The 18,648-nt window shown below is 73.0% G+C and carries 10 protein-coding genes; 9 read left to right on the plus strand and 1 reads right to left on the minus strand.

Going from position 1 to position 18,648, the window contains the following annotated elements; translation table 11 throughout:
* Positions 1 to 52 precede the first annotated feature (52 nt).
* From AB5J50_RS37610 to AB5J50_RS37645, 8 genes are read left to right on the plus strand one after another with little or no spacing between them, the layout of a single operon-like run.
* A complete protein-coding gene (locus tag AB5J50_RS37610) occupies positions 53 to 1,975 on the plus strand; it encodes a hypothetical protein (RefSeq protein ID WP_369263074.1) in 1,923 nt (640 codons plus the stop codon).
* Between the two features lie 58 nt (positions 1,976 to 2,033).
* Positions 2,034 to 3,200, plus strand: coding sequence for a hypothetical protein (locus AB5J50_RS37615; RefSeq protein WP_369263076.1), 1,167 nt, complete (start codon positions 2,034 to 2,036; stop codon positions 3,198 to 3,200).
* Positions 3,197 to 5,695, plus strand: coding sequence for a hypothetical protein (locus tag AB5J50_RS37620; RefSeq protein ID WP_369263078.1), 2,499 nt, complete (start codon positions 3,197 to 3,199; stop codon positions 5,693 to 5,695). The genes AB5J50_RS37615 and AB5J50_RS37620 overlap by 4 nt, the downstream gene beginning before the upstream one ends.
* Positions 5,692 to 7,296: a sugar kinase gene (locus AB5J50_RS37625; protein ID WP_369263080.1), complete on the plus strand. Its 1,605-nt coding sequence runs from the start codon at positions 5,692 to 5,694 to the stop codon at positions 7,294 to 7,296. Before AB5J50_RS37620 ends, AB5J50_RS37625 begins: the two co-directional genes overlap by 4 nt.
* Positions 7,293 to 8,885 carry a VWA domain-containing protein gene (locus AB5J50_RS37630; RefSeq protein WP_369263082.1) on the plus strand — a complete coding sequence of 531 codons (1,593 nt, stop codon included), beginning with the start codon at positions 7,293 to 7,295 and terminating at the stop codon, positions 8,883 to 8,885. The genes AB5J50_RS37625 and AB5J50_RS37630 overlap by 4 nt, the downstream gene beginning before the upstream one ends.
* On the plus strand, positions 8,885 to 9,559 hold the full coding sequence (locus AB5J50_RS37635; RefSeq protein WP_369263084.1) for a 4Fe-4S single cluster domain-containing protein: 675 nt from the start codon (positions 8,885 to 8,887) through the stop codon (positions 9,557 to 9,559). Before AB5J50_RS37630 ends, AB5J50_RS37635 begins: the two co-directional genes overlap by 1 nt.
* Positions 9,556 to 10,941: a hypothetical protein gene (locus AB5J50_RS37640; RefSeq protein ID WP_369263085.1), complete on the plus strand. Its 1,386-nt coding sequence runs from the start codon at positions 9,556 to 9,558 to the stop codon at positions 10,939 to 10,941. Before AB5J50_RS37635 ends, AB5J50_RS37640 begins: the two co-directional genes overlap by 4 nt.
* Positions 10,938 to 13,526 (plus strand): AAA family ATPase, encoded by a 2,589-nt coding sequence (locus AB5J50_RS37645; protein ID WP_369263087.1) that lies wholly within the window; start codon positions 10,938 to 10,940, stop codon positions 13,524 to 13,526. Before AB5J50_RS37640 ends, AB5J50_RS37645 begins: the two co-directional genes overlap by 4 nt.
* Here AB5J50_RS37645 and AB5J50_RS37650 read toward each other — a convergent pair.
* Positions 13,517 to 14,536 (minus strand): hypothetical protein, encoded by a 1,020-nt coding sequence (locus tag AB5J50_RS37650; RefSeq protein WP_369263089.1) that lies wholly within the window; start codon positions 14,534 to 14,536, stop codon positions 13,517 to 13,519. The two genes, AB5J50_RS37645 and AB5J50_RS37650, sit on opposite strands and share 10 nt — an antisense overlap.
* Before the next feature lie 259 nt (positions 14,537 to 14,795).
* Here AB5J50_RS37650 and AB5J50_RS37655 point away from each other — a divergent pair, with 259 nt between their 5' ends.
* The gene (locus AB5J50_RS37655) at positions 14,796 to 18,638 is read left to right on the plus strand and encodes a CHAT domain-containing protein (protein ID WP_369263090.1); all 3,843 of its coding nucleotides are present in this window, start codon (positions 14,796 to 14,798) and stop codon (positions 18,636 to 18,638) included.
* Positions 18,639 to 18,648: the final 10 nt, after the last annotated feature.

An 18,648-nucleotide genomic window follows, 5' to 3' on the forward strand; every position in this document is an offset into this window, starting at 1 on the left:
GGCGGGGCGGGGCAAGGCTCGGACCGAGGCGGGGAGTCGGGGGAGTGGACAGATGACGGGGGCCTGTGATCCGCAGGCCGCCTGCCCGGTGTGTGCGACCCCGGATCAGCAGAGCGACTTCTGTGCGGTGTGCGGATGGCAGCTCCAAGACGGCCCGGTACTGGGGGAGTTGACCGCCCGGGACCTGGAGGTCGCCGGGGCCGCGCTCCGGGCGGCCGAGCACGCCTGGGACATCCGGGCGGCGGCCCTGTCGGCCCGGGGCCCGGAGGGTGCCGGGCGGGTCGCGGAGGTGATCAGGGGAGGTCCGCCGGGGCGGGACGAGAAGAAGTCACCCGGAATCGCTTCGGCCGACCTCGGGATTTCGTCCGGGTGCGGCGATCTCCTCGACGACCTGCACCAGGGCCACTTCAAGGAATTGTCGTTCGTGGAATTCACGGCCGACGGCCTCCACATGATCAGGGTGACCATCGGGGAGGCCGGAATCCCGCTGCAGAACGACGCGGGAAGCATGGCATGGCATTTAGTCGTACCGGAGTTCGATTCCGGCGAAGATGTGTGCCGTTTCCAGCTCGCGGGCGGAATAGGCACCCTGCCGCCCGTGGACCGCGGGGAATTCGACGCCGCCGTGCTGGAGTGGCTCAAGGCCTGCCTGCCGGCGGTTCCCGACCCCCCGGTCGTCCTGCTGCGGCCCCCGCCCGGGTGGGAGCTGCTGGAGCGCGCGGCCGCCGCCGTGTGGGAGGCCCGCGTCTCCCGGGTGGAACTGCACGCGGGCAGTGCGGAGTTGACGGAGGGCATACCGGGTCGTCGTACGACCGCCGACGCGGTGCGCCGTCTCGTACGTACCCTGCCGCTTCTGGCCGACCACACGCTGCTGCTGGCCCGGGCCGACCGTGCCACCGGCGCCGTGCACCCCCACAGCCATGTGCTCTTTCCCGCGGGCTCTCGGCTCGCCCCCGGTGAGACCGAGACCGCCGAGGTCACCGTGCACGGCGGAGTGACCGGCCGCGACACCCTGTACCTTCCGGTACTGGCCGGTGTACCCGCCGCCGACGGGACCGGTGCTCCGCCCGTGAGCATGCATCAGATCGAGGTCGGGGCACTGGAACCGGCGCGGCTGACCTTCGTCCTGCGCGGACCGGGGGAGGTGGACCTCGTCACCCCCGTTGCCCGCACGCCCGGCGGGCGCCGGAATCCGGCCGCCGTCGACGTGCCGGGCCTGCTCTCTTCCCTGCCGCGGCGGATCGTACGGCCGCCGCGGCTGGAGCTGTTCTTCACCGTCGAGCTCAGCGGCGCCGGTCAGGCCGAGACCGAGGAACGCCTCGCCTTCGTGCGGGACGTCGCCGCCCTGCTGGCCCGGCGAGATCGCGCCGGCACCGCGATCCGGGTCGGAGCCGTCGGCCACTACGACCACACCGTCTACGAGAGCCGTTTGGCCAAGGAGGGCATCCTGCTGCAGGCCCCCGTCTCCGCGCGCCCGCCCGCCGCGTTGCCGGCCGCCCTGGACGGATGGTCGCACGCCCGGCGCCGGCAGGACGCCGTGTCGTCCCTGGAGGACGCGCTGTGGGAAGTGGCCCGGCTCGCTGCCGAGGGTCTGGCCGCCGCCGAGGACCCGGGCGCCGCCGACGTACGGAGGGTGGTCCTGATCGTCGCCCGCCGTCCACCCGCGCCGGCCCGCCAGCATGGCCTCGTCCCTGCCTGTCCGCGCGGCAAGGACTGGCGGACGGCCCTCGGCCTGCTGCACTTCCACAGATTCCAGGTGATGACCCGGGCGGATCCCGCAGCCGGGCCGCCACCGCCGGACCAGTCGGGCAGCAAGGCCCGAGAGTACGTCGACGAGGCTTGGGAACTCCTCGGCGCCGATGGCGTATTCCGCCCAGGCGCCGACCCGGCGGCAGCCGTGGTCCAGAGCCTCGCCCCGCCCTGGGGGGTGGAGGGCCCGGACTGCCCTCTCGCCTTCGCCGTCCCGCTCGTGTGACACCGCCCCACGTCCCCTCCGGCCCTCCGCCCCTGCGTCCCCGGTACGAGGAGAGTTCATGTCCGATCTCTACAACCCGAACAAGAAGGAGTCAGGCGGCCCGGAGCCGGCCCCTGCGACCGCGCCGGCCGGGGGCGGTCTCCCGCCGAGCGCCCCGCCGAGGCAGGCCCTCGCCGGAGCAGGCGATGCCCCGGAGCCTGCGCCGGTACTGGACACGGTGCCGCTCCTGGAAGCCGTGCCGGTTCCGTCCGCAGGCCAGGTGAACGGGACGGCCCCGGACCGCATAAGAATCGGGCTGTGGGGCGCACCCCGCTCAGGCAAGACGACGTATCTCACCGCCCTGCCGATCGCCGCGATGCAGTACCAACGGCACAACGAGGGCAGCTGGAACATCGCCGGCATGACGCAGGAGGCCAACGCCTTCCTCACCCAGGGCGTGGACCTGCTGACCCGGCGGCGGGCCTTCCCGCCGGCCAGCATGGGTGTCCACGGCATGGCCTGGTCCGTCCAGGGGCCGGAGGAGAAAGGAAAGCTGGGATTCCGGAGCCGGCGGCCCAACTTCGTGCTGGAGATCCAGGACGCGGCCGGGGAGGTGTTCCGGCACGATCATCCCCAGCAGGCCCAGCTCGTCGGTCATCTGGCACGGTCCCATGGGCTGATCTATCTCTTCGACCCGGTCGGTGACGCCGAAGAGGCCACCGAGAGCTTCACCTATCTCCAGGCGACTCTGATCCAGCTGGCCGCGAGGGTCCGGGACCAGGGCGGACTCGTCGACGGCAGGCTTCCGCACCATGTGTCCGTCTGCATAGCCAAGTTCGACCACCCGGACGTCTTCCGGCCCGCGGTGGAGGCGGGCTGGGTCACCCAGGACACGGTGGGCTCACGGCTTCCCCGCGTGCCCCGGGAACAGAGCGAGAAATTCTTCCAGTGGATGTGCGACGAGTTCCGCGGGTCCAACGCCCGGCTGGTACGCGACGCCCTGTACGCCCATTTCGACCCCCGGCGCATCTCCTACTACGCGGCCTCCGCCGTGGGCTTCCGGCTGAACCCGCAGCACGTTTTCGACTACGGGGACTACGTCCAACCGGTGGCGGTGGACGGGACATTGCGCATCCGTACGTCCCCGGTGCCGATCAACGTCCTGGAACCGCTGATCGACCTGGAGAGCCGGATTCACCGGGACCGCGGCCGGGGCGGCGGCTGGCGCGGGGGGAAGCGACGGTGAACGAGGGCCTCGGAGAGGAACGACTGACCGCGCACTGGGCGGTGCTGGGCAAGCATCCGGGGCAGACCATGGGCTACGAGGTGCTGCGGAGCAGCCTTCCGGACGACCGGGCGAGCACCTACCTCTGGAAGGCCTCTGCCACCGGCGCACCGGGCGGCCGTGAGCCGGAGGGCGAGCTGCCGTGGCGGGTGTTCCTCGGCGGAACGGACACACATCCGGAACCCGTCTGCGCCTCCGTGGAGACCACATGGGACGGGTCGACCGACGGCACCGGCGCCCCCAGTTACGCCTGGAGGCTGACCCTGCTGGAGTGGGCGGAGGCGGGCCGGGCCGCCCTGACCTGGTCCGGGATCGACCGTGCGCTGCTGTCGGATCCGCCGGCGCTTCCTGGCGACGCGGTCCCGATGACCGTCGCTGTGCCAGGCACGCCTCCCGCTGAACTCGCCGAAGTGGTCGACCAGTTGGGCTTCGACTGGGCGGCCGGCGTGGCCGCGCTGCTGCTCGGCAACCGGCAGGTGGCGATCACGCCGAGTCCGGGCAGGGCACTGCCGGACGTCTCCGACCGCGTCCGCGTGCTCGACGCGGTCTGCTCGCTGCTGCCGTACGCATCCCGGGGCTGGCTCAGCGCCGCGACCTGGACCGGCCCGTCGCAGCACGACCTGAGGTTGTTCTTCGCGTCCGCGGCACGGACGGGGCAGGTCACGGCGGTGCTCGGCGGCAGCCCGCCGGGTGAGCCGCGGGACGAGACCGCCCGGGCCTATCTGCACGGGCTTCGCAGGCTGCGGGCGAAGACCGGCGACACCACCGAGATCGTGGCGTATCTGCTGACGGACGCGGAACCGGCCACGGCACCACGCCCCGGGGCGGCTCTCAGGACCCTGCGCGAGGCGGATCTGATGGACGTCGTGGTCGAGGAGATCCGGTCGGGCGGAGGGGAGTTCGAGGACGTCCGCCGGGTCCTGGGACGGTATCCGGCCGCGTCCCTGAACGAACATCGCCTGGGCGCGCTGACCCTTTTCCTGGTCCGAAGCGCACACGACGGCAACGCGGTCGCGGGGAGCCTGCTGGGGGAGCACTGGTCCGAGCGCACCACGGCCCTGCTCGTCCGGGAGGTCCTGGGCGCCGGAACTCCCACCCTGTCCTTCGAACGCGCCAAGCGGTACCTGGGCGTCGTCCACGACACCGTCGAGGTGTGCCGCCCCGGCAGCTTCGACGAACTGTTCAACACCCTGGTCGAGGCCCCGGAACCGACGCACGAATGGACCGGGGCGCTCATCTACATGGCTGACAACGAGTGGGGCGGCAACACAGACAGCGCCGACCGCCTCCTCGTCCGCGAGTCCGCCGTCGGGAAAACCTGGCTCGGGTGCCTGCTGAAGCACGAGGACCGCAGCCTGGCACCGCTCCACCGCCTGGTGCGGTGGGCGCGGGACGACATGGCCGCCGACGTGACCCCTGGCTGGCTGCGCTTCGCGGCCGTACTGCTCGGCGAATCCCTGGATCTGGCCACCGCCACGGACGCGGCCGAGTTCGCCGGGGCCGTCGAGGGCGGCGGGCGGATCACCCTGGAGATCGCCCGGGCGCAGAGGCGGCCGGAGGTGCTCGGTCTGATGTGGCCGCGGCTCTGGAGGGTCGCCCGCACGGAGCGCGGACTGGGGGAAGCCGTAGAGCAGTTGGTTCCTGTCGGGGAGCCGCAGACGTCCGGGATGGTGGCAGCCGACGCCGACCTCTTCTGCGCGGCTGTCCGGGGCGGAGCCACGGCGGGAATGCCCCGGCTGGAGCGGCTCACCGCGGAAGAGGCACGGCACGACTACGTGTCTGTTCTGATCCGCCGGATCGAGTCCGACGGAGAACTCAGGAGGGTGGCGGTCGAGGCACTTCTGGGCGGGGAGTTGTCCGGGAACACATGGTGGGCGATCGAGGAGCTGAGCCGCGCGCTGCCGGACAGCCTCCTGCCCCCACTCTGCGAGGAACTGCACAGGGGGCTCACCGGACGGGGCAGGCCCCTCAACGATCTCGAGGTTCCCGAGTACCTCATGGAGGAGCTGACGAAGCGGTACGACCTGGGATGGCTGCGGCCGGTCCATGACTTCCGGAAGGCGGCTCAGGACCGGGCGCCGTACCAGGAGTTGGCCCGGATCGTTCTGGAAGCCTATGAACAGGGCCGTCTCCCCGCACCGCTGCTGGACGCCATCGCCGCGTGGACGCTCGAGGTGGGAGCGGACGACCTGGAGCGGGTCGCCTGGCACATGGACTGCCTGGTGGCGGGCTTCTCGGGGCTGGAACTGTACGCGGCCGTCGCACGCGGGGACCGGCACGGAGAACTGCGTGACCAGCTGATGCATCACAGCGAGAACCAGAAAGCCCGGCACGAATGGATCCTGACGGAACTGCGGGGCCGACAGGATTCGTCGGACGCGGCGCCCGGAACCGCGACGGAGCGCCAGGGTGTCCTCAAGAAGATAAGCCGGCATTGGCCCGGGGGATCCGGATGACGACTCACGCCGCGCCCGCCATCGCGGTCGACGCCGGCACACGGTTCCTCCGGGTCGCGCGCACCCGTGCGGACGGGACACCGGAGTTGGTGGAGCTGCCCGGGACAGTGCCCGGAGAGGGGCTGCCCACGCCCGCCGGCGTCCGCGGTGACCGCGGGGCGGCGCTGAGGGCGGCGTACACCACGTACCGCGAGCACTGCGGTCCGCCCGGTCAGGTGGTGCTGGTCGTCCCGCCCCAGGAACGAACCGTGCCGCCCGGGGACGGCCGGATGCCGCGGCCCCGGCTGCTGGACACCCCGCGCGCGGTGCTGGCGCTGCTCCGGCACGCGGGCACCCGGACAGCACCCCGCCTGCTGGTGTGCGACCTGGGCGCCTCGGCGGCCGAGGTCACGGCGTGCGCCGTCGTCGGCGGGGCCGTGACCGTGGCCCGGGTCGGCCGGTACGCACCCGCCGACGACGGCTACGGTGCCGCGTTCGACGCGGCGGTGCTGGCCGGGGCGGGGCTGCCGACCGACGACCCCGAGGTGCTGCGGGAGTACTGCGAGGCCAGGGCGCAGAACGCCCGGCGAACAGAGGTCGTGCTCGACCGGATGGCGGCCCGACCCGACCGGGCCGACCGGTCAGCGGACACGGTGCTCTACGAGGTGGCCGGCCGGGCGATCACCGCGGGCATGGTGTACCGGGCGCTGGACCGGCTCACGGACGGGCTCGACCGGGCCCTGGACGGCCTGACGGAAGCCCGGGCCACCGGACCGGACCCGTCCCGCACACCGGTGATCGCGGTGGGGGGCCCGGCCCGGTTCGGGGCGTTCCTACGGCACCTGACCGGCCGTCTGGGCCGGCCCGTCCCGCTGCCCGACGGGACGGACCCCGCGCTGGCCGCGGTGTTCGGGGCCGCCCTGGTCGCCGGCGGACACACCGACCCGGCCGACCGCTATCCGCATGCCGTGGCCGTGCGCGTTCACCGGACCGTGGTCGGCAGACCCCGGGACGAGGAACTGCTGATCAGCCCGCCCGGGACGCTGGAGCCGGGTGGTGCCACCGTGTTCGCCGAGGCCGGCGGGGAACGGGTGCGGGTCCGCACCGGATCCGCCGACGGCGCGGGTGGACGCGCCGGAGGAACGGCCGGACCTGTCGATGGGGCGGGTGGATGGGCCGATGGGGCGGCCGGATCCGCCGACGGGGCGGGTGGACGGGCCGAAGGAATGGCCGGACCTGTCGACAGGACGGGCGGACGGGCCGACGGGACGGCCCGACCCGCAGACGGGACGGCCGGACCCGCCGAGGGAGCGGGCGGACGCGAAGTCCGGATCGTGGTCCGTGCGGCCGGGAGCGGCGCCGTCGCCCCGGCGGGCGTGGTGACCGTCCCTCCGTCCGGCGACGGTGCGCGCTTCCACGTCGGCGTGCGTCTCGCCGTCGACGGGACGGCCCGCCTCGTCCTGCAACCGGTCGGCCGGAGCCGCCCCGGCGTGGACCCGGCCGAGGACGGCTTGCTCGCGCAACCCCCGCCCGAGGAGTTCCCGTTGGGCGTCCTGCCGGCCGATCCCCAGCCCGACTCCCCATCCGACCCACCGCCCGACAGCGAGGGAGCCCCTACGTGAAGCGATCCGTCCGGTCACCGCGCGCGGTGACCGCGCTGCGGCGCGGGGCCGCCGTGGCCACCGCCGCCCTGCTGGCCGTCCTGACTGTGCCTGCCGTTCCGGCGAACGCCGCCGGGACGGCGCCGACTCGGGACGAGATCTACCGGGAACTCGGCGTGGCCGATCAGCCGGTCGACTACGTCGTCCTGGTGGACACCTCCGGCTCGATGGCCGCCAAAGGCCGCTACAGCACCGTACGTTCCACCCTGCGCGTCTTTCTGAACGGACTGACGCGCGCCGACCATGTCGCCCTCATCACCTTCGACAACCGCCCCGAGGAGCGCTACATCGGACCGGCCGGCGACGCGGCGAAGATCGTCTCCCGGCTGCCCAAGGCACCCAACCCGTCCGGCGCGACCGACATCGGGGCCGCTCTGGACCAGGCCCTGCACGAACTCGAACGGACGGACGCCGCGGACGTCGCCTCCGTGGTCCTGCTGACCGACGGCAAACACGATCCGCCACGGGGATCCGACTACCCCAAGTCGTCCGGCGCCCCTTGGGACAAGCTGCGCAAGCGGGCCAAGGCCCTCGGAGAGCGCACCGAACTCGCCGGATACGCACTGCCGTTGGGCAGCGGTGCGACCGGCGCCGACCTGCTCGGGAAGGTCGTGGAGAACACGCTCGTCCTGCGCCCGGACAGCATCCAGGACCTCAGCGCCTATCTGCGGAGGGCCGGGGACAGCACCCGAGCCCGGTCGGCGGCGCGACTGCTCGCCGCGGACAAGGGGAAGGGCGTCACGGCGTCCTGGACGGACACCGGTGTCCGCGATCTCACCGACGGCTCCGCCACCGCCTCCGTCACCTTCCGGTCGGCCACCCGGCACGCGCCGCTCACGCTGAGCGGTGTGCGGGTCTCGGCGGACGGCGTCCCGCTCGACGTCACCGGCGTGCCGAAGCAACTGACCCTGAAACCGGGCGAGTCACGCAAGTACACCGTCCGACTGGCCGGGGGTCCTGGCACGGGCGGACTGCCCTACCGACGGACCGAGGACGCCAGGGCCGCGCTGCGGGTGTCCGGCCAGGTGTCCTCCTCGTGGCAGCGGGCGCTCGCCCCCGACGTGGACCTGAAGATTCCGGACGGGGTCGCGGTCACCGGCGATCCCCTGGTGGCGAGGGCCGAGGTCGGCTCGGTGTACTTCCTGCCGGCCGTCTTCTCGGCGCTGGCGGCGGCCCTGGTGCTCGGGTGGCTGTGGTGGCGGAGCGTCAACCGGCCTCCGCTGCACGGGGTACTGACGGCCGTACCCGTGTTCGGCGTGGAGATCCCGGACCGGATCGAGCTGTCCGGGAGGCGGGTGGGGTTCCGGCCACGCCGCGGCGGGCAGGGCACGGTGCACGGCCGCCGTCGCAGGACGGTCGAGGGGCCCCGGGTCGATCTGCTGATCCGCTACACGCCGGCCGGCGCTTCCGGACAGCCGGACCAGGTGACCTGCGAGCCGGGAGGCGAGGCCATGGTCGGCGGCCTGTCGTTCACCCATCTCCCGCACGAGCCGGCCGCCGGTCCCGGTTCCGGGGCCGACGCCGTCGCGCCGGGCACCGGGCGGTCCTGATGACCGCTCAGCCGCTGCTCAACGTGGCGGCCACACACGTCGGCACCCGGGCGCTCGGGCCCGGCGTCCGGTCGGTGGTGTGGGTGCAGGGGTGCCCGTTCCACTGCGCCGGGTGCGTCGCCCCGGAGTGGATCCCCGACCGCCCCGCGCGGCAGGCCGGCCCGGGGGAGTTGGCGGCCGAACTGCTCGCCGACCCTCGGGTCACCGGCTTGACCCTGTCCGGAGGCGAGCCGATGCAACAGGCGGCCGGGCTGGCCGCACTGGTCCGGCAGGCGCGGGAGATCCGGGACGTCTCCGTGATCTGCTTCACCGGCCATCGCCTGGAACGGCTGCTGGCCAGGCCGCCGTCGGAGGGCGTACCGGACTTGCTCGCCGTCGTCGACGTACTGATCGACGGGCTGTACGTGGCCGGGCTGAACGACGGGCGCGGCCTGCGCGGCAGCACCAACCAGCGGATCCACCATCTCACCCGGCGGCTGGCGGACAGCGGATACGACTTCGCGCACCGGGCCCGCGAAGCGGAGATCGCCGTCAACGGCCCGGAGACGCTGCTCATCGGAGTGGCGCCGAGAGGGTTCCCCGCGGTGTTCGAGACAGCGGTCGACATGGTTCGCGCCCGGATGTCGGGAGCGGACACCAGCAGCCCGAGTCCAGGAGAGGAAGGGCGATCATGAGCGGCAGGAAACGCATCCAGGTCGACCAGTCGGAGTGGTACCGCCTGCAACAGAGGGCGCGGCAGCTGCGGGAGGTCAAGCGGGACATCCCACGGCTGTTCGCCGATGTGCGGGCACAGACCCAGGCCGACATCGACCGGGCATTCTCCCCCTTGCAGGACCGGCAGCGCCGCCAGCAGCAGGCGGTCGACAGGCTGAGCGACCGGACCCGCCAGCTGGAGGCCGACACCACCCGCAGGCTTCGCGAACAGGCCGATCGCCTCCACCAGGACCTGAGGGAGACGGCCGGCCGGATCGAGCAGGACACCCGGCAACGGCTGGAACAGCAGCGCAAGGAGGCCGAGAGCGCCATCGCCGCCGAGCGGGCCGAGCGTCGCGCCGAGACCGTCCGGCTCGCCCAGGAGATCGACGCGTTCAAGGAGGACCGGGCACGCGCCGAGACCACCGTACGGACCTGGCTGTTGGACGCCCGCACCATGGCGGACCTGGTCGACGGGGAGCTGCCCCACGACCGGTATGCGCCCGGCCGGCTGGACAGGCTGCGCCACCGGATCGCCACGGCCGAGGAGAACGCCGCGGAGGGCCGGTTCGACGCCGCTCTGGCCGTGGCGCAGGAGACGTTCCACGAGCTGAGCGATCTGCGGGTGGACATCGAGCAGCGGGAGTTCGAGCGCTGTCTGGCCCAGAAGGAGGCGGTCGAGGCCCTGGTGCAGGTCGAGATCCTGGCCGAGGAGAACCGGCAGCGTCCGGTCGTCGGACCGGACGCCGAGGTCGTCGCCGGCTACCTGCTCGATGTTGTGCACTGGTCCGAGGGCGAGTACGACCGGGTACGGCAGGACACCGGTCGGGCGCTTGCCCGGGCCCGTGACCCGCGCACGGGTGTGGAGGACCTGCGCGGCCTGCGGGACGAGGAGGCGCCCCGGCTCGAACGGAGCCTGGGCGAGGCCGTCGAGCGGGCCGGGATGCGCCAGCTCACCTCGCAGCTGCGGGTGAACCTGGCCGACGTCGTGGCCGACACACTCGCCGAGGTCGCCTTCTACGACCTCGTGGAGGAGGGGTCCGGGTACGACGACGGTGATCCGCGGGGAGCGTTCCGGGCCCGGCTCCGCAACGACGCCAGTGGCAACGAGATCACGGTCGAGATCGAGCAGGCCGACAAGGACTCGCCCCAGTGCGTGATCCGCGTGGTGTCCCACGACCACGACACCACCGCCGAGGCCGATCTCCGGGACCGGGCCGACGCGGTCTACCAGGCGCTGCGGGAGCAGGGCTTGCCCATCGGCCTTGAGGCGTCGGCGCCCGAGGCGGAGCACGGCATTCCGGTCCCCCGCCCCGGGGAGCGGCCGCAGCACCGGGACGGCAGGGAAAACCCCGGCACATGAAAGGGACCCTGACGAAGCAGAGCCCTCCTCCCCGTCCGCCGGGGACGGAACGGCTGGACCCGGCGGCCGTCCGCACCGGCGAACCTTTCACCGTCCTGTACGGGCCCGGTGTGGGCGACGTCTTCGTCGACAGCACCGCCCAGGTGTGCTCGATGGAGCAGGCGCTCTGGCGCGTGCTGCGTGCCGCCGGGTTCGGGCGGATCGTCTTCAGCACCCTGCACCACCCGGTCTACTTCCGGGACAGGGCGTCGCGGGATCTGTCCCGCCGGCCGGCCCGCCGCACCGCGGAGACGGTCGGCCGACGCGAGCCGCGCACCATGCGACACGCCAGTCTGCAAGGGCCCCTCGGCGGGACGCGGCTCCTGGGCGCCGCACCCCGGTCCGCGGCGGAACCTGCCCCGGACCCGGCCCGGGGAGCCGGTGCGGCACCCGCGTCCGGGATCTCCGACCCGTTCGGGGTGATGACCCTCACCGCTCATCTCCGCGACCCGGAACACCGTACGGCCGTGGTCTTCCCGCACGCGGACGAGTTCCTGCTCCACAACCGGGCCCCGCGGCAGCTGGCCGGAGCCATGGCCGAGTGGGCGGCCGACACCGTGGAGGGAAACCAGTGGATCCTCGTGTTCCGCAAGCCCTCCCTGGACACGGTGGCCGAACTCCTGGCGGGGCTCGGACAGTATCCGCAGCTGGAGACCTTTGTGCACGAACGGCGGGACGAGCCCGCTCGCGGCGGCACCTTCCGGGTCGAACTTCCGCAGGCGGCGGAACTGGAGCGCCTTGTGCACTCGGTACGGCTGCGGAAGGGGCTGCGGGTCGAGTGGCAGGACCTGGACCGGGTGGTCCGGGCGATGGCAGGCCAGCCCGAGACGGTCCGCGTCTGGCGTGAGCGCCTTGAACAACTGCCCGCAGACGGGGCGTCGTTGAGCCACCACTCGGTCCGGCGGTGGGTGGGACGAGCCGTGTCCGACGAACGGACGCCCTGGGAGCGGCTTGCCGCGATGCCCGGCATGGAGGATCTGGTATTTCGCTTCGAGGCCATCCGGAACGAGACGGAGGCGGCCGAGGAACTGCGTGCGCGTGGGCTGGCCACCGTCGATGAACCGCCCGCCCGGCACCTGGTGTTCACCGGCAACCCCGGGACCGGGAAGACGACCGTGGCCCGGCTGGTCGGCGAAATGTACCGGGACCTGGGAGTGCTGAGCCGTGGCCACTGCGTGGAGGCGAAGGCCGGCGACCTGGTCGCCGGTTACGTGGGGCAGACCGCCATCCAGACCAACGCGGTGGTGGACCGGGCCCTGGACGGGGTGCTGTTCATCGACGAGGCGTACGCGCTCAGCGACCAGAGCGACGGATTCGGCCAGGAGGCCATCCAGACGCTTCTCACCCGCATGGAGAACGACCGCGGCCGCCTGGTGGTCGTCGTGGCCGGCTACCCGGAGAAGATGAAGGAGTTCGTCGAGGCGAACGTCGGCCTCAGGAGCCGGTTCCCCACCACCGTCGAATTCCCCGACTACGACCCCGGCACCCTGCACACGATCCTGCTGGGCCGCCTGGAGAAGCACGGCCTGCGTCCCGGGGAGGAGGCGGCACAGGCGCTGCGGCAGATCGTGGAAGGCATGCACCGCTCCCGGGACGAGGGCTTCGGCAACGCCCGGGAGATGCGCACCCTCGCCGACGCGCTCCGCACCCCGTGGGCGGTCCGGGTCGGACGGGACGTGGAACAGCCCGTCATCGTCGACGACATCCCGGAGGAGTACCGGGACCATCTGCCGCGCCCGGTGCCCGAACTCGCCGAACTGCTCGCCGGACTCGACCGGTACATCGGCCTCGGGCCGGTTCGCAGGGAGCTGGAAGGACTCGCGAACCGGCTGAAGATGCGCCAGGAGCGCGGCACGGAGACATTCGCCCCGCCCCACCTGCTGTTCACCGGCCCTCCGGGCACCGGCAAGACCACGGTGGCCCGGTTGATCGGCGATCTGTTCCGTGGACTGGGGCTGCTGCGCAAGGGGCATGTCGTGGAGGTGACCCGCACCGACCTGGTGGCCGAGTTCGTGGGGCAGACCGCGCCCAGGGTCCGCGAGGCGGTCGAGCGGGCGCTGGACGGCGTGCTGTTCATCGACGAGGCCTACAGCCTGGTCCGGGACGCCGGGGGACACGGCGGTTTCGGCGCGGAGGCCGTGGACACCCTGCTGCGTGAAATGGAGCACTGGCGCGGCCGGCTGGTCGTGATCGCGGCCGGATATCCCGAGGACATGGAGCGGCTGCTCGACTTCAACCCGGGGCTGCGGTCACGGTTCACCACCGAGGTGCCCTTCCCCGGCTACACCCTGGACGGACTGGTGGAGATCCTCCATCGGATGGCTGCCGAGGCCGGCTACACCCTCGGCCCCGGGACCGGAGAACGCGCCAGGCTGTGGCTGGAGGCGACCCGGCAGGCCCGTCGGGCCTCGTTCGGCAATGCCCGGGAAGTGCGCAGGCTGCTGGACCTCATGGAGGGCCGCAAGGCGGCGCGGTGGAATCAGGGTGACAAGGGTTCGGAGTATCTGCCCGAGGACGTGCCGGATCCGCCCGCCGGTCAGGGCTGAGCGCCCGTGACCTTCGTCCCGCCGTCCTCCTGCGACCTCTGGCGGTCCGTCAGTACGCGGCTCAGGGCCCGGTCGGCGTCGATGAGCCGCTCCTCGACGGTCCGGGTGAGGGCCTCCACCTCTTCCAGGGTGAGGCCCTGCCGCGGCACGGCGCCGCGTGAGTCCGTACCGGCGGCCTCACGCAGGGCCTGCGCCAGCTCCCGGTCGGCCTGGGCATAGCGGGTCAGGGATACGAGGACTTTGCCCTGTTCCTCCTGGATGCGCTCCAGTTCCTCCTGGACATGCTCCAGCCGGTCCTGGTCGGCCGTGAGTTGGTGGGAGCTCTCGCTCAGCTCGTGCCCCGTGGCCGCCAGCACCTTCTGCGCCGCAGCGGCTCGCTCCAGGCTCTGCCGGGTCTGCGGCTCCAGCACGGCGAGCTGCTGCTCGCTGAGCCGCAGCAGGGCGTCGGCCCCGGTGCGCAGCTCCCGGTCGGCTGCCCCGAGGTCCCTGCCGCGCAGCTCCCGCAACCGTGCGTCGACGACTTCCCGCTGTGCCCGCAGCCCGTCCAGCTCCTCCGCCAGCCGTTCCAGCCGCCGAAGCTCGTCGACCTCCTGCCGCAGCTTCTCGTGCTCCGCGAGGCGGCGGCGCAGCTCCTCCTCCCTCTCCACGAGCCCTTCGAGAGCCGCCCGTTGCGACGCCACCCGCTCGGTCACCGCGGTGAGTTCGTTCATCACGTCACGGGTGCCCTGTGCCACACTCTCCCCCGGCCGGGCCTCCGCCAGCAGTCCGGGCAGAGCCTCGGCTGCCAGGTCACGGGTGTCGGCCAGCGCGTCTTCCAGCGCGAACAGGGTCTCCAGAGCGTCGGCCCCGTCGGCATCGTCCGAACTGTTGCCATCGGATGCGGAGTTCAGCCGGCCGAGGGTGTGTGCGGCCCACCGGGCGGCGGATCCCAGTACGTTCAGGGCCGTTTCCCGGTCGGTGCGCCCTGAGTCCGCCAGCGCATCCGCGATCTCTCGCCTGTGGTCGTGCACGCTGCCCCCTCGTGTGAACCCTCGGCGGGGCCGCTCGGCGACCCAGGCTGCCCTGATCGCCAGCGTATCGCCGGGAAGAAGGCGCTGAGGGCCCACTTGCCCATGGTGGTCAATCGCCCGCGTGGGGGTGCAGGATGCGGAGGGGCCCGTACGGCCCGGAACCACCGCGTCCCTCGGCACTGTGAGAGAGCCGGTCGACCTGCGCGGTGAGCCGGCCCTTGGAGACACGGGGACGAGGCAGGCGCACGGCGGGGGGCCGATGGTCAGCGAAGCGCGACAGGACGACGACGGCACCGGGTTGGCGGAGCTGCGGGAGAAGGCGACCGACGCCGTTCTGGAGGCCCGTCGGCTGCTGAACGTCTCGGGATCCCGGCCGGCCGCCGAGACGTTGGGGCCGGTGATCGACCAATTGGCCGGTGTCGAGGCCGCGTTGGCGAGGGAGAACGAGGATTTCTCCGCCGTCTTCGTGCACTTGGGCCTCCTGCTCGGGACGCGCTGCCTGAACGGGAGGGAAAGCGCGACGTCCGAGTCCAAGGAGCGGGCGGAAGCGCTACGGCGCCTGCGGTGGGCGGACCGCATCGGGCCGTCGGACAACCCGCTCGTGGTAGAGGCCCGGATGATGCTGATCTTCCTGCTCGCCCCCTGGGCCCTGCCCCGCACCGACGGCACCCGCACCGCCCTTTTGGACGCGCTGCTCGCCGCCGCCGACCAACGGGTGCTGACCGAGTCGTTGCTCCGGGATCTCACCGAGGCCAAGAAGGTGGTCGACCGCATCGCCGAGGCCCCGCTCGGCCCGGAGCTCCAGCGGCAGACCGCGAGGGTCAAGCGGGACATCGAGCAGATGCTCGCCTCCGGCTCCGCTCATCCCGACACGACCGAGGAGCCGGCAGCGGCGACTGCCAACGCCGCGGCTCCCGAGACGGCGACCACGGGTACGGCCGCACCCGGCCATGCCCAGGACACCGTCGCCCCCGATGACACCGTCGCTCCCGAGAACGCCGACGCCCCCGAGAGCGCGCTGCTCGACGCCGTCCGCGGCCTGGTGGCCCTGGCCGGCTCACGCAGCACGCCGCAGTTCACCCGCATCCTGGTCTGGCTGGCCAACGCGTTGCACTCCCGGACCGGCGACCACTACAACGAGGTCCTGGAACTGGACCCGGACGTCGTACCGCTGCTGTGCCAGGCCGCCGCCGGCGGGGGAGCCGGCGCCGACGGCGTCCGCGGCGGCGCCGACCTGGCACTGCGAGCGTTCCACGCGTTGCCACGGGACGCACCCGAGCGGGCCCGGGTCGCCCGGCTCCACGCCTACCTGCTGGTCACGGCGGAGCTCCTGGAGCCCGGATCGGTCGACTTCGCCACTGCGGAGCGACCCACGCCGGAACCGGGCGGCGACAGCGGCAACCCCTTCGACGACTGGCCGGCCGGCCTCACCCCGGAGCCGGGTCTGGTCCCCCATCTCGACAGCCATCTGCGGGACTTCGTTACCCACCTCGGCGTCCGCGAGCGGCGCTTCGCCGCACACTTCGACCGGCTGCTGGCCTACCGAACCGGTGATCCCGGATACCTGGAGGACGCCGCCACCCTGCTCAGGGAGGCGGTCGACGCGAGCCCCGCGGACTCCTGGTGGGCCCTGGCCCTGCAAGTGGAGCTGGCAGAGGTCCTGGAACAGGCCGCATCGCACGGCGGCAGCTTCCACGACGCCGACGTCTCCCTGGCCACCATGCGAGGGCTGGCCGCCACCCTCGAACGCGACGGCTCGCTGCCGCCCGACGCGCCGTTCGCCCTCAGCCTCGCGCTCTCCACCGCTGACGGTGAACTGAGCCACGCGCAGCGCACCGGAAACCACGAGGCGCTGCCGCGTCTGATCGACGAACTCCGTGGCCGGTACGCCGCCCTGCCACCGGACAGCAGCTGGCGCGGCGAGTTGGCGAAGCGGCTGAGCCGGCTCGAAGAGCTGCGCGTGGACACGCAGGAGGCCACCGGGCGCGGTCTGCCCGGAGGGGCCGGAGGGCGCGGGGCGGCCAGGACGGGAGACCACGCCGCCGAGCGAGAGGTCACCGCCGAGCGGGACGTCGCCGCCGAGCGAGAGCTCCTGGAACGCGATCTCGCCGAGATCCGCCGGAAGCTGGACGAACCGCAGGTCTACCACGAGCAGGAGTACGACCGGCGCGCCAGGCTCGGCCTGCGGCTGCTCCTTGCCGTCGTGCGCGGCGAGGACGACCCGGCGCTCCTGGACGAGGCCATCGGCGAGCTGACCCGCGTCCGCGCTCTGCTCGCCGAGGGGCGTGGCCGGACGCAGTGCGTGGACGTCCTGACGAAGCTGGCCGAGGCCCACACGATGCGCGCCGCTCGGGGCGGCCCGCGTGCCGGCGACGACATGCGGGCGTTCGTGGAGATCACCCGCGAGGCGCTGGACGAACTGGCCGCCGACGTCCTGCTCCAGATCGGCGCCGACCACGGCCTGTCGTCGGCCCTCAACGGTGCCCTGCTGTCGCGGCGGCTGGCATTCGTCGCCTTCCTCACCCACCGGCCGGCCGACGCGGTGGCCGATCTGGAGAGGGGGCGTGCCCTGGTGCTGCAGGCCGCCGACGCGTCGCGGAGCATCCCCGAGCGCCTCGATGCCGCCGGCCACCCCGGACTGGCCCGGCAGTGGCGCGCTCAGGTACCCCCGGACCGTCTACGGCCGGAGACCAGCCACGCACCGCCCCCGCCGGCCGGCGGCCCGCCGATCCCCAGCGGTCTGCGACGCGGGGCACTGGCCGCGCTGGGCGTCCGCCCCGGTGCCGGAGAAGGCTCAGGCACCCGGCAGTTGGTGGGCATCGCGGATGTCGCCGAGCTGACCGCCGGCCTCGCCGCCACGGGCACGGACGCGTTGGTCTACCTGATCCCCGGCACGCCCCTGCCCAGCCGCTCGTTCCCTGGCCACGCGCTGATCCTGCGCCCCGGCGCCCATCCCGCCATACTTCCCCTGCCGGAGTTGCTGGCCTCGGACAGCCCGCCGCTGGAGCGCTACTTCTTCGCCGCGGCGGAACGCTCCCGGTCGCTCGCCGACCCGGCCATGAGCCCGTCGTGGAGGGCCGCCTACGAGGTGGAGTGGCAGGCCGCGCTGTCCGCGCTGTGCGACTGGGCCTGGAAGGCGGTGATGGGCCCGGTGCTCTCGGCCGTACGCCCGGTGCTGGCGGCCCAGTGGCCGCTGGCCCGGCCACCGCGGATCGTGCTGGTGCCATGCGGCCGGCTCGGCGCCGTCCCGTGGCACGCCGCGCGCATCCGGGGCCTCGGTCAGCACGGCCACCGGTACGCCTGTCAGGAGGCCGTCCTCAGCTACGCCCCGTCCGGCACCCAGTTCCTGGCCGCGGCCACCCGGCGGCGGATGCCTCCTGCCGCCGGACGGCAGGTGCTCGTCGCCGACCCGGAACTGACCCTCCCCTGGGCCGAGGTGGAGACGGCCGCGCTGCGTGCCGCCTGCTACCCCGATGCGCTCTGTTACGGCGAGTTCGTCACCACCGGCGAGGTACCGGACGCCGCGGGCACGCCGGCGGACCTGCTCGCCGTGCTGCCCGGCGGCGCGTCGCCGGCGTCCTTGGTCCACCTGTCCTGCCACGCCATCGCCGCGCCGCGCCCCACCGACTCCGCGCTGTGGCTGGCCGGCCCGCCCGGCGCGAGCCAGGACGCCGGCCGGCTCACCGTGGCCGGCATCCTCGACGGCGCCGCCGGCCGCCGGACGGACACCGCCGGCCCGCTGGTGGTGCTCAGCGCCTGTGAGACAGACCTGAGCACGCGCCATCACGACGAGGCGTTGACCCTTGCCACCGCGCTGGTCACGGGCGGCGCCGCCGACGTCGTGGGGTCCCGCTGGGCAGTGCGTGACGGTCCGACCGCCGTGATGATGGCCGTCTTCCACCACCACCTCACCACCGGCGCGCTGGCCCCGCCCGATGCCTTGCGCGCCGCCCAGCTGTGGATGCTCAACCCTCACCGCGAGCTCCCCGTCACCCTGGACGGCCCCCTCCGCCGCGAGGCCACCCGCCCGGACCTCCACCGCCTCTATCACTGGGCCGCCTTCACCCACCAGGGCAACCCGGCGTCCGCGCTGACGGGGTGAGGGCCCCGAG

Origin of the sequence: Streptomyces sp. R35, assembly GCF_041053035.1 — a bacterium.
GTDB lineage: Bacteria > Actinomycetota > Actinomycetes > Streptomycetales > Streptomycetaceae > Streptomyces > Streptomyces lutosisoli.

Coding starts and splice junctions, on each gene's coding strand:
- AB5J50_RS37610 (WP_369263074.1), top strand. CDS start 53: ATGACGGGGGCCTGTGATCCGCAGGCCGCCTGCCCGGTGTGTGCGACC.
- AB5J50_RS37615 (WP_369263076.1), top strand. CDS start 2,034: ATGTCCGATCTCTACAACCCGAACAAGAAGGAGTCAGGCGGCCCGGAG.
- AB5J50_RS37625 (WP_369263080.1), top strand. CDS start 5,692: ATGACGACTCACGCCGCGCCCGCCATCGCGGTCGACGCCGGCACACGG.
- AB5J50_RS37635 (WP_369263084.1), top strand. CDS start 8,885: ATGACCGCTCAGCCGCTGCTCAACGTGGCGGCCACACACGTCGGCACC.
- AB5J50_RS37640 (WP_369263085.1), top strand. CDS start 9,556: ATGAGCGGCAGGAAACGCATCCAGGTCGACCAGTCGGAGTGGTACCGC.
- AB5J50_RS37645 (WP_369263087.1), top strand. CDS start 10,938: ATGAAAGGGACCCTGACGAAGCAGAGCCCTCCTCCCCGTCCGCCGGGG.
- AB5J50_RS37655 (WP_369263090.1), top strand. CDS start 14,796: ATGGTCAGCGAAGCGCGACAGGACGACGACGGCACCGGGTTGGCGGAG.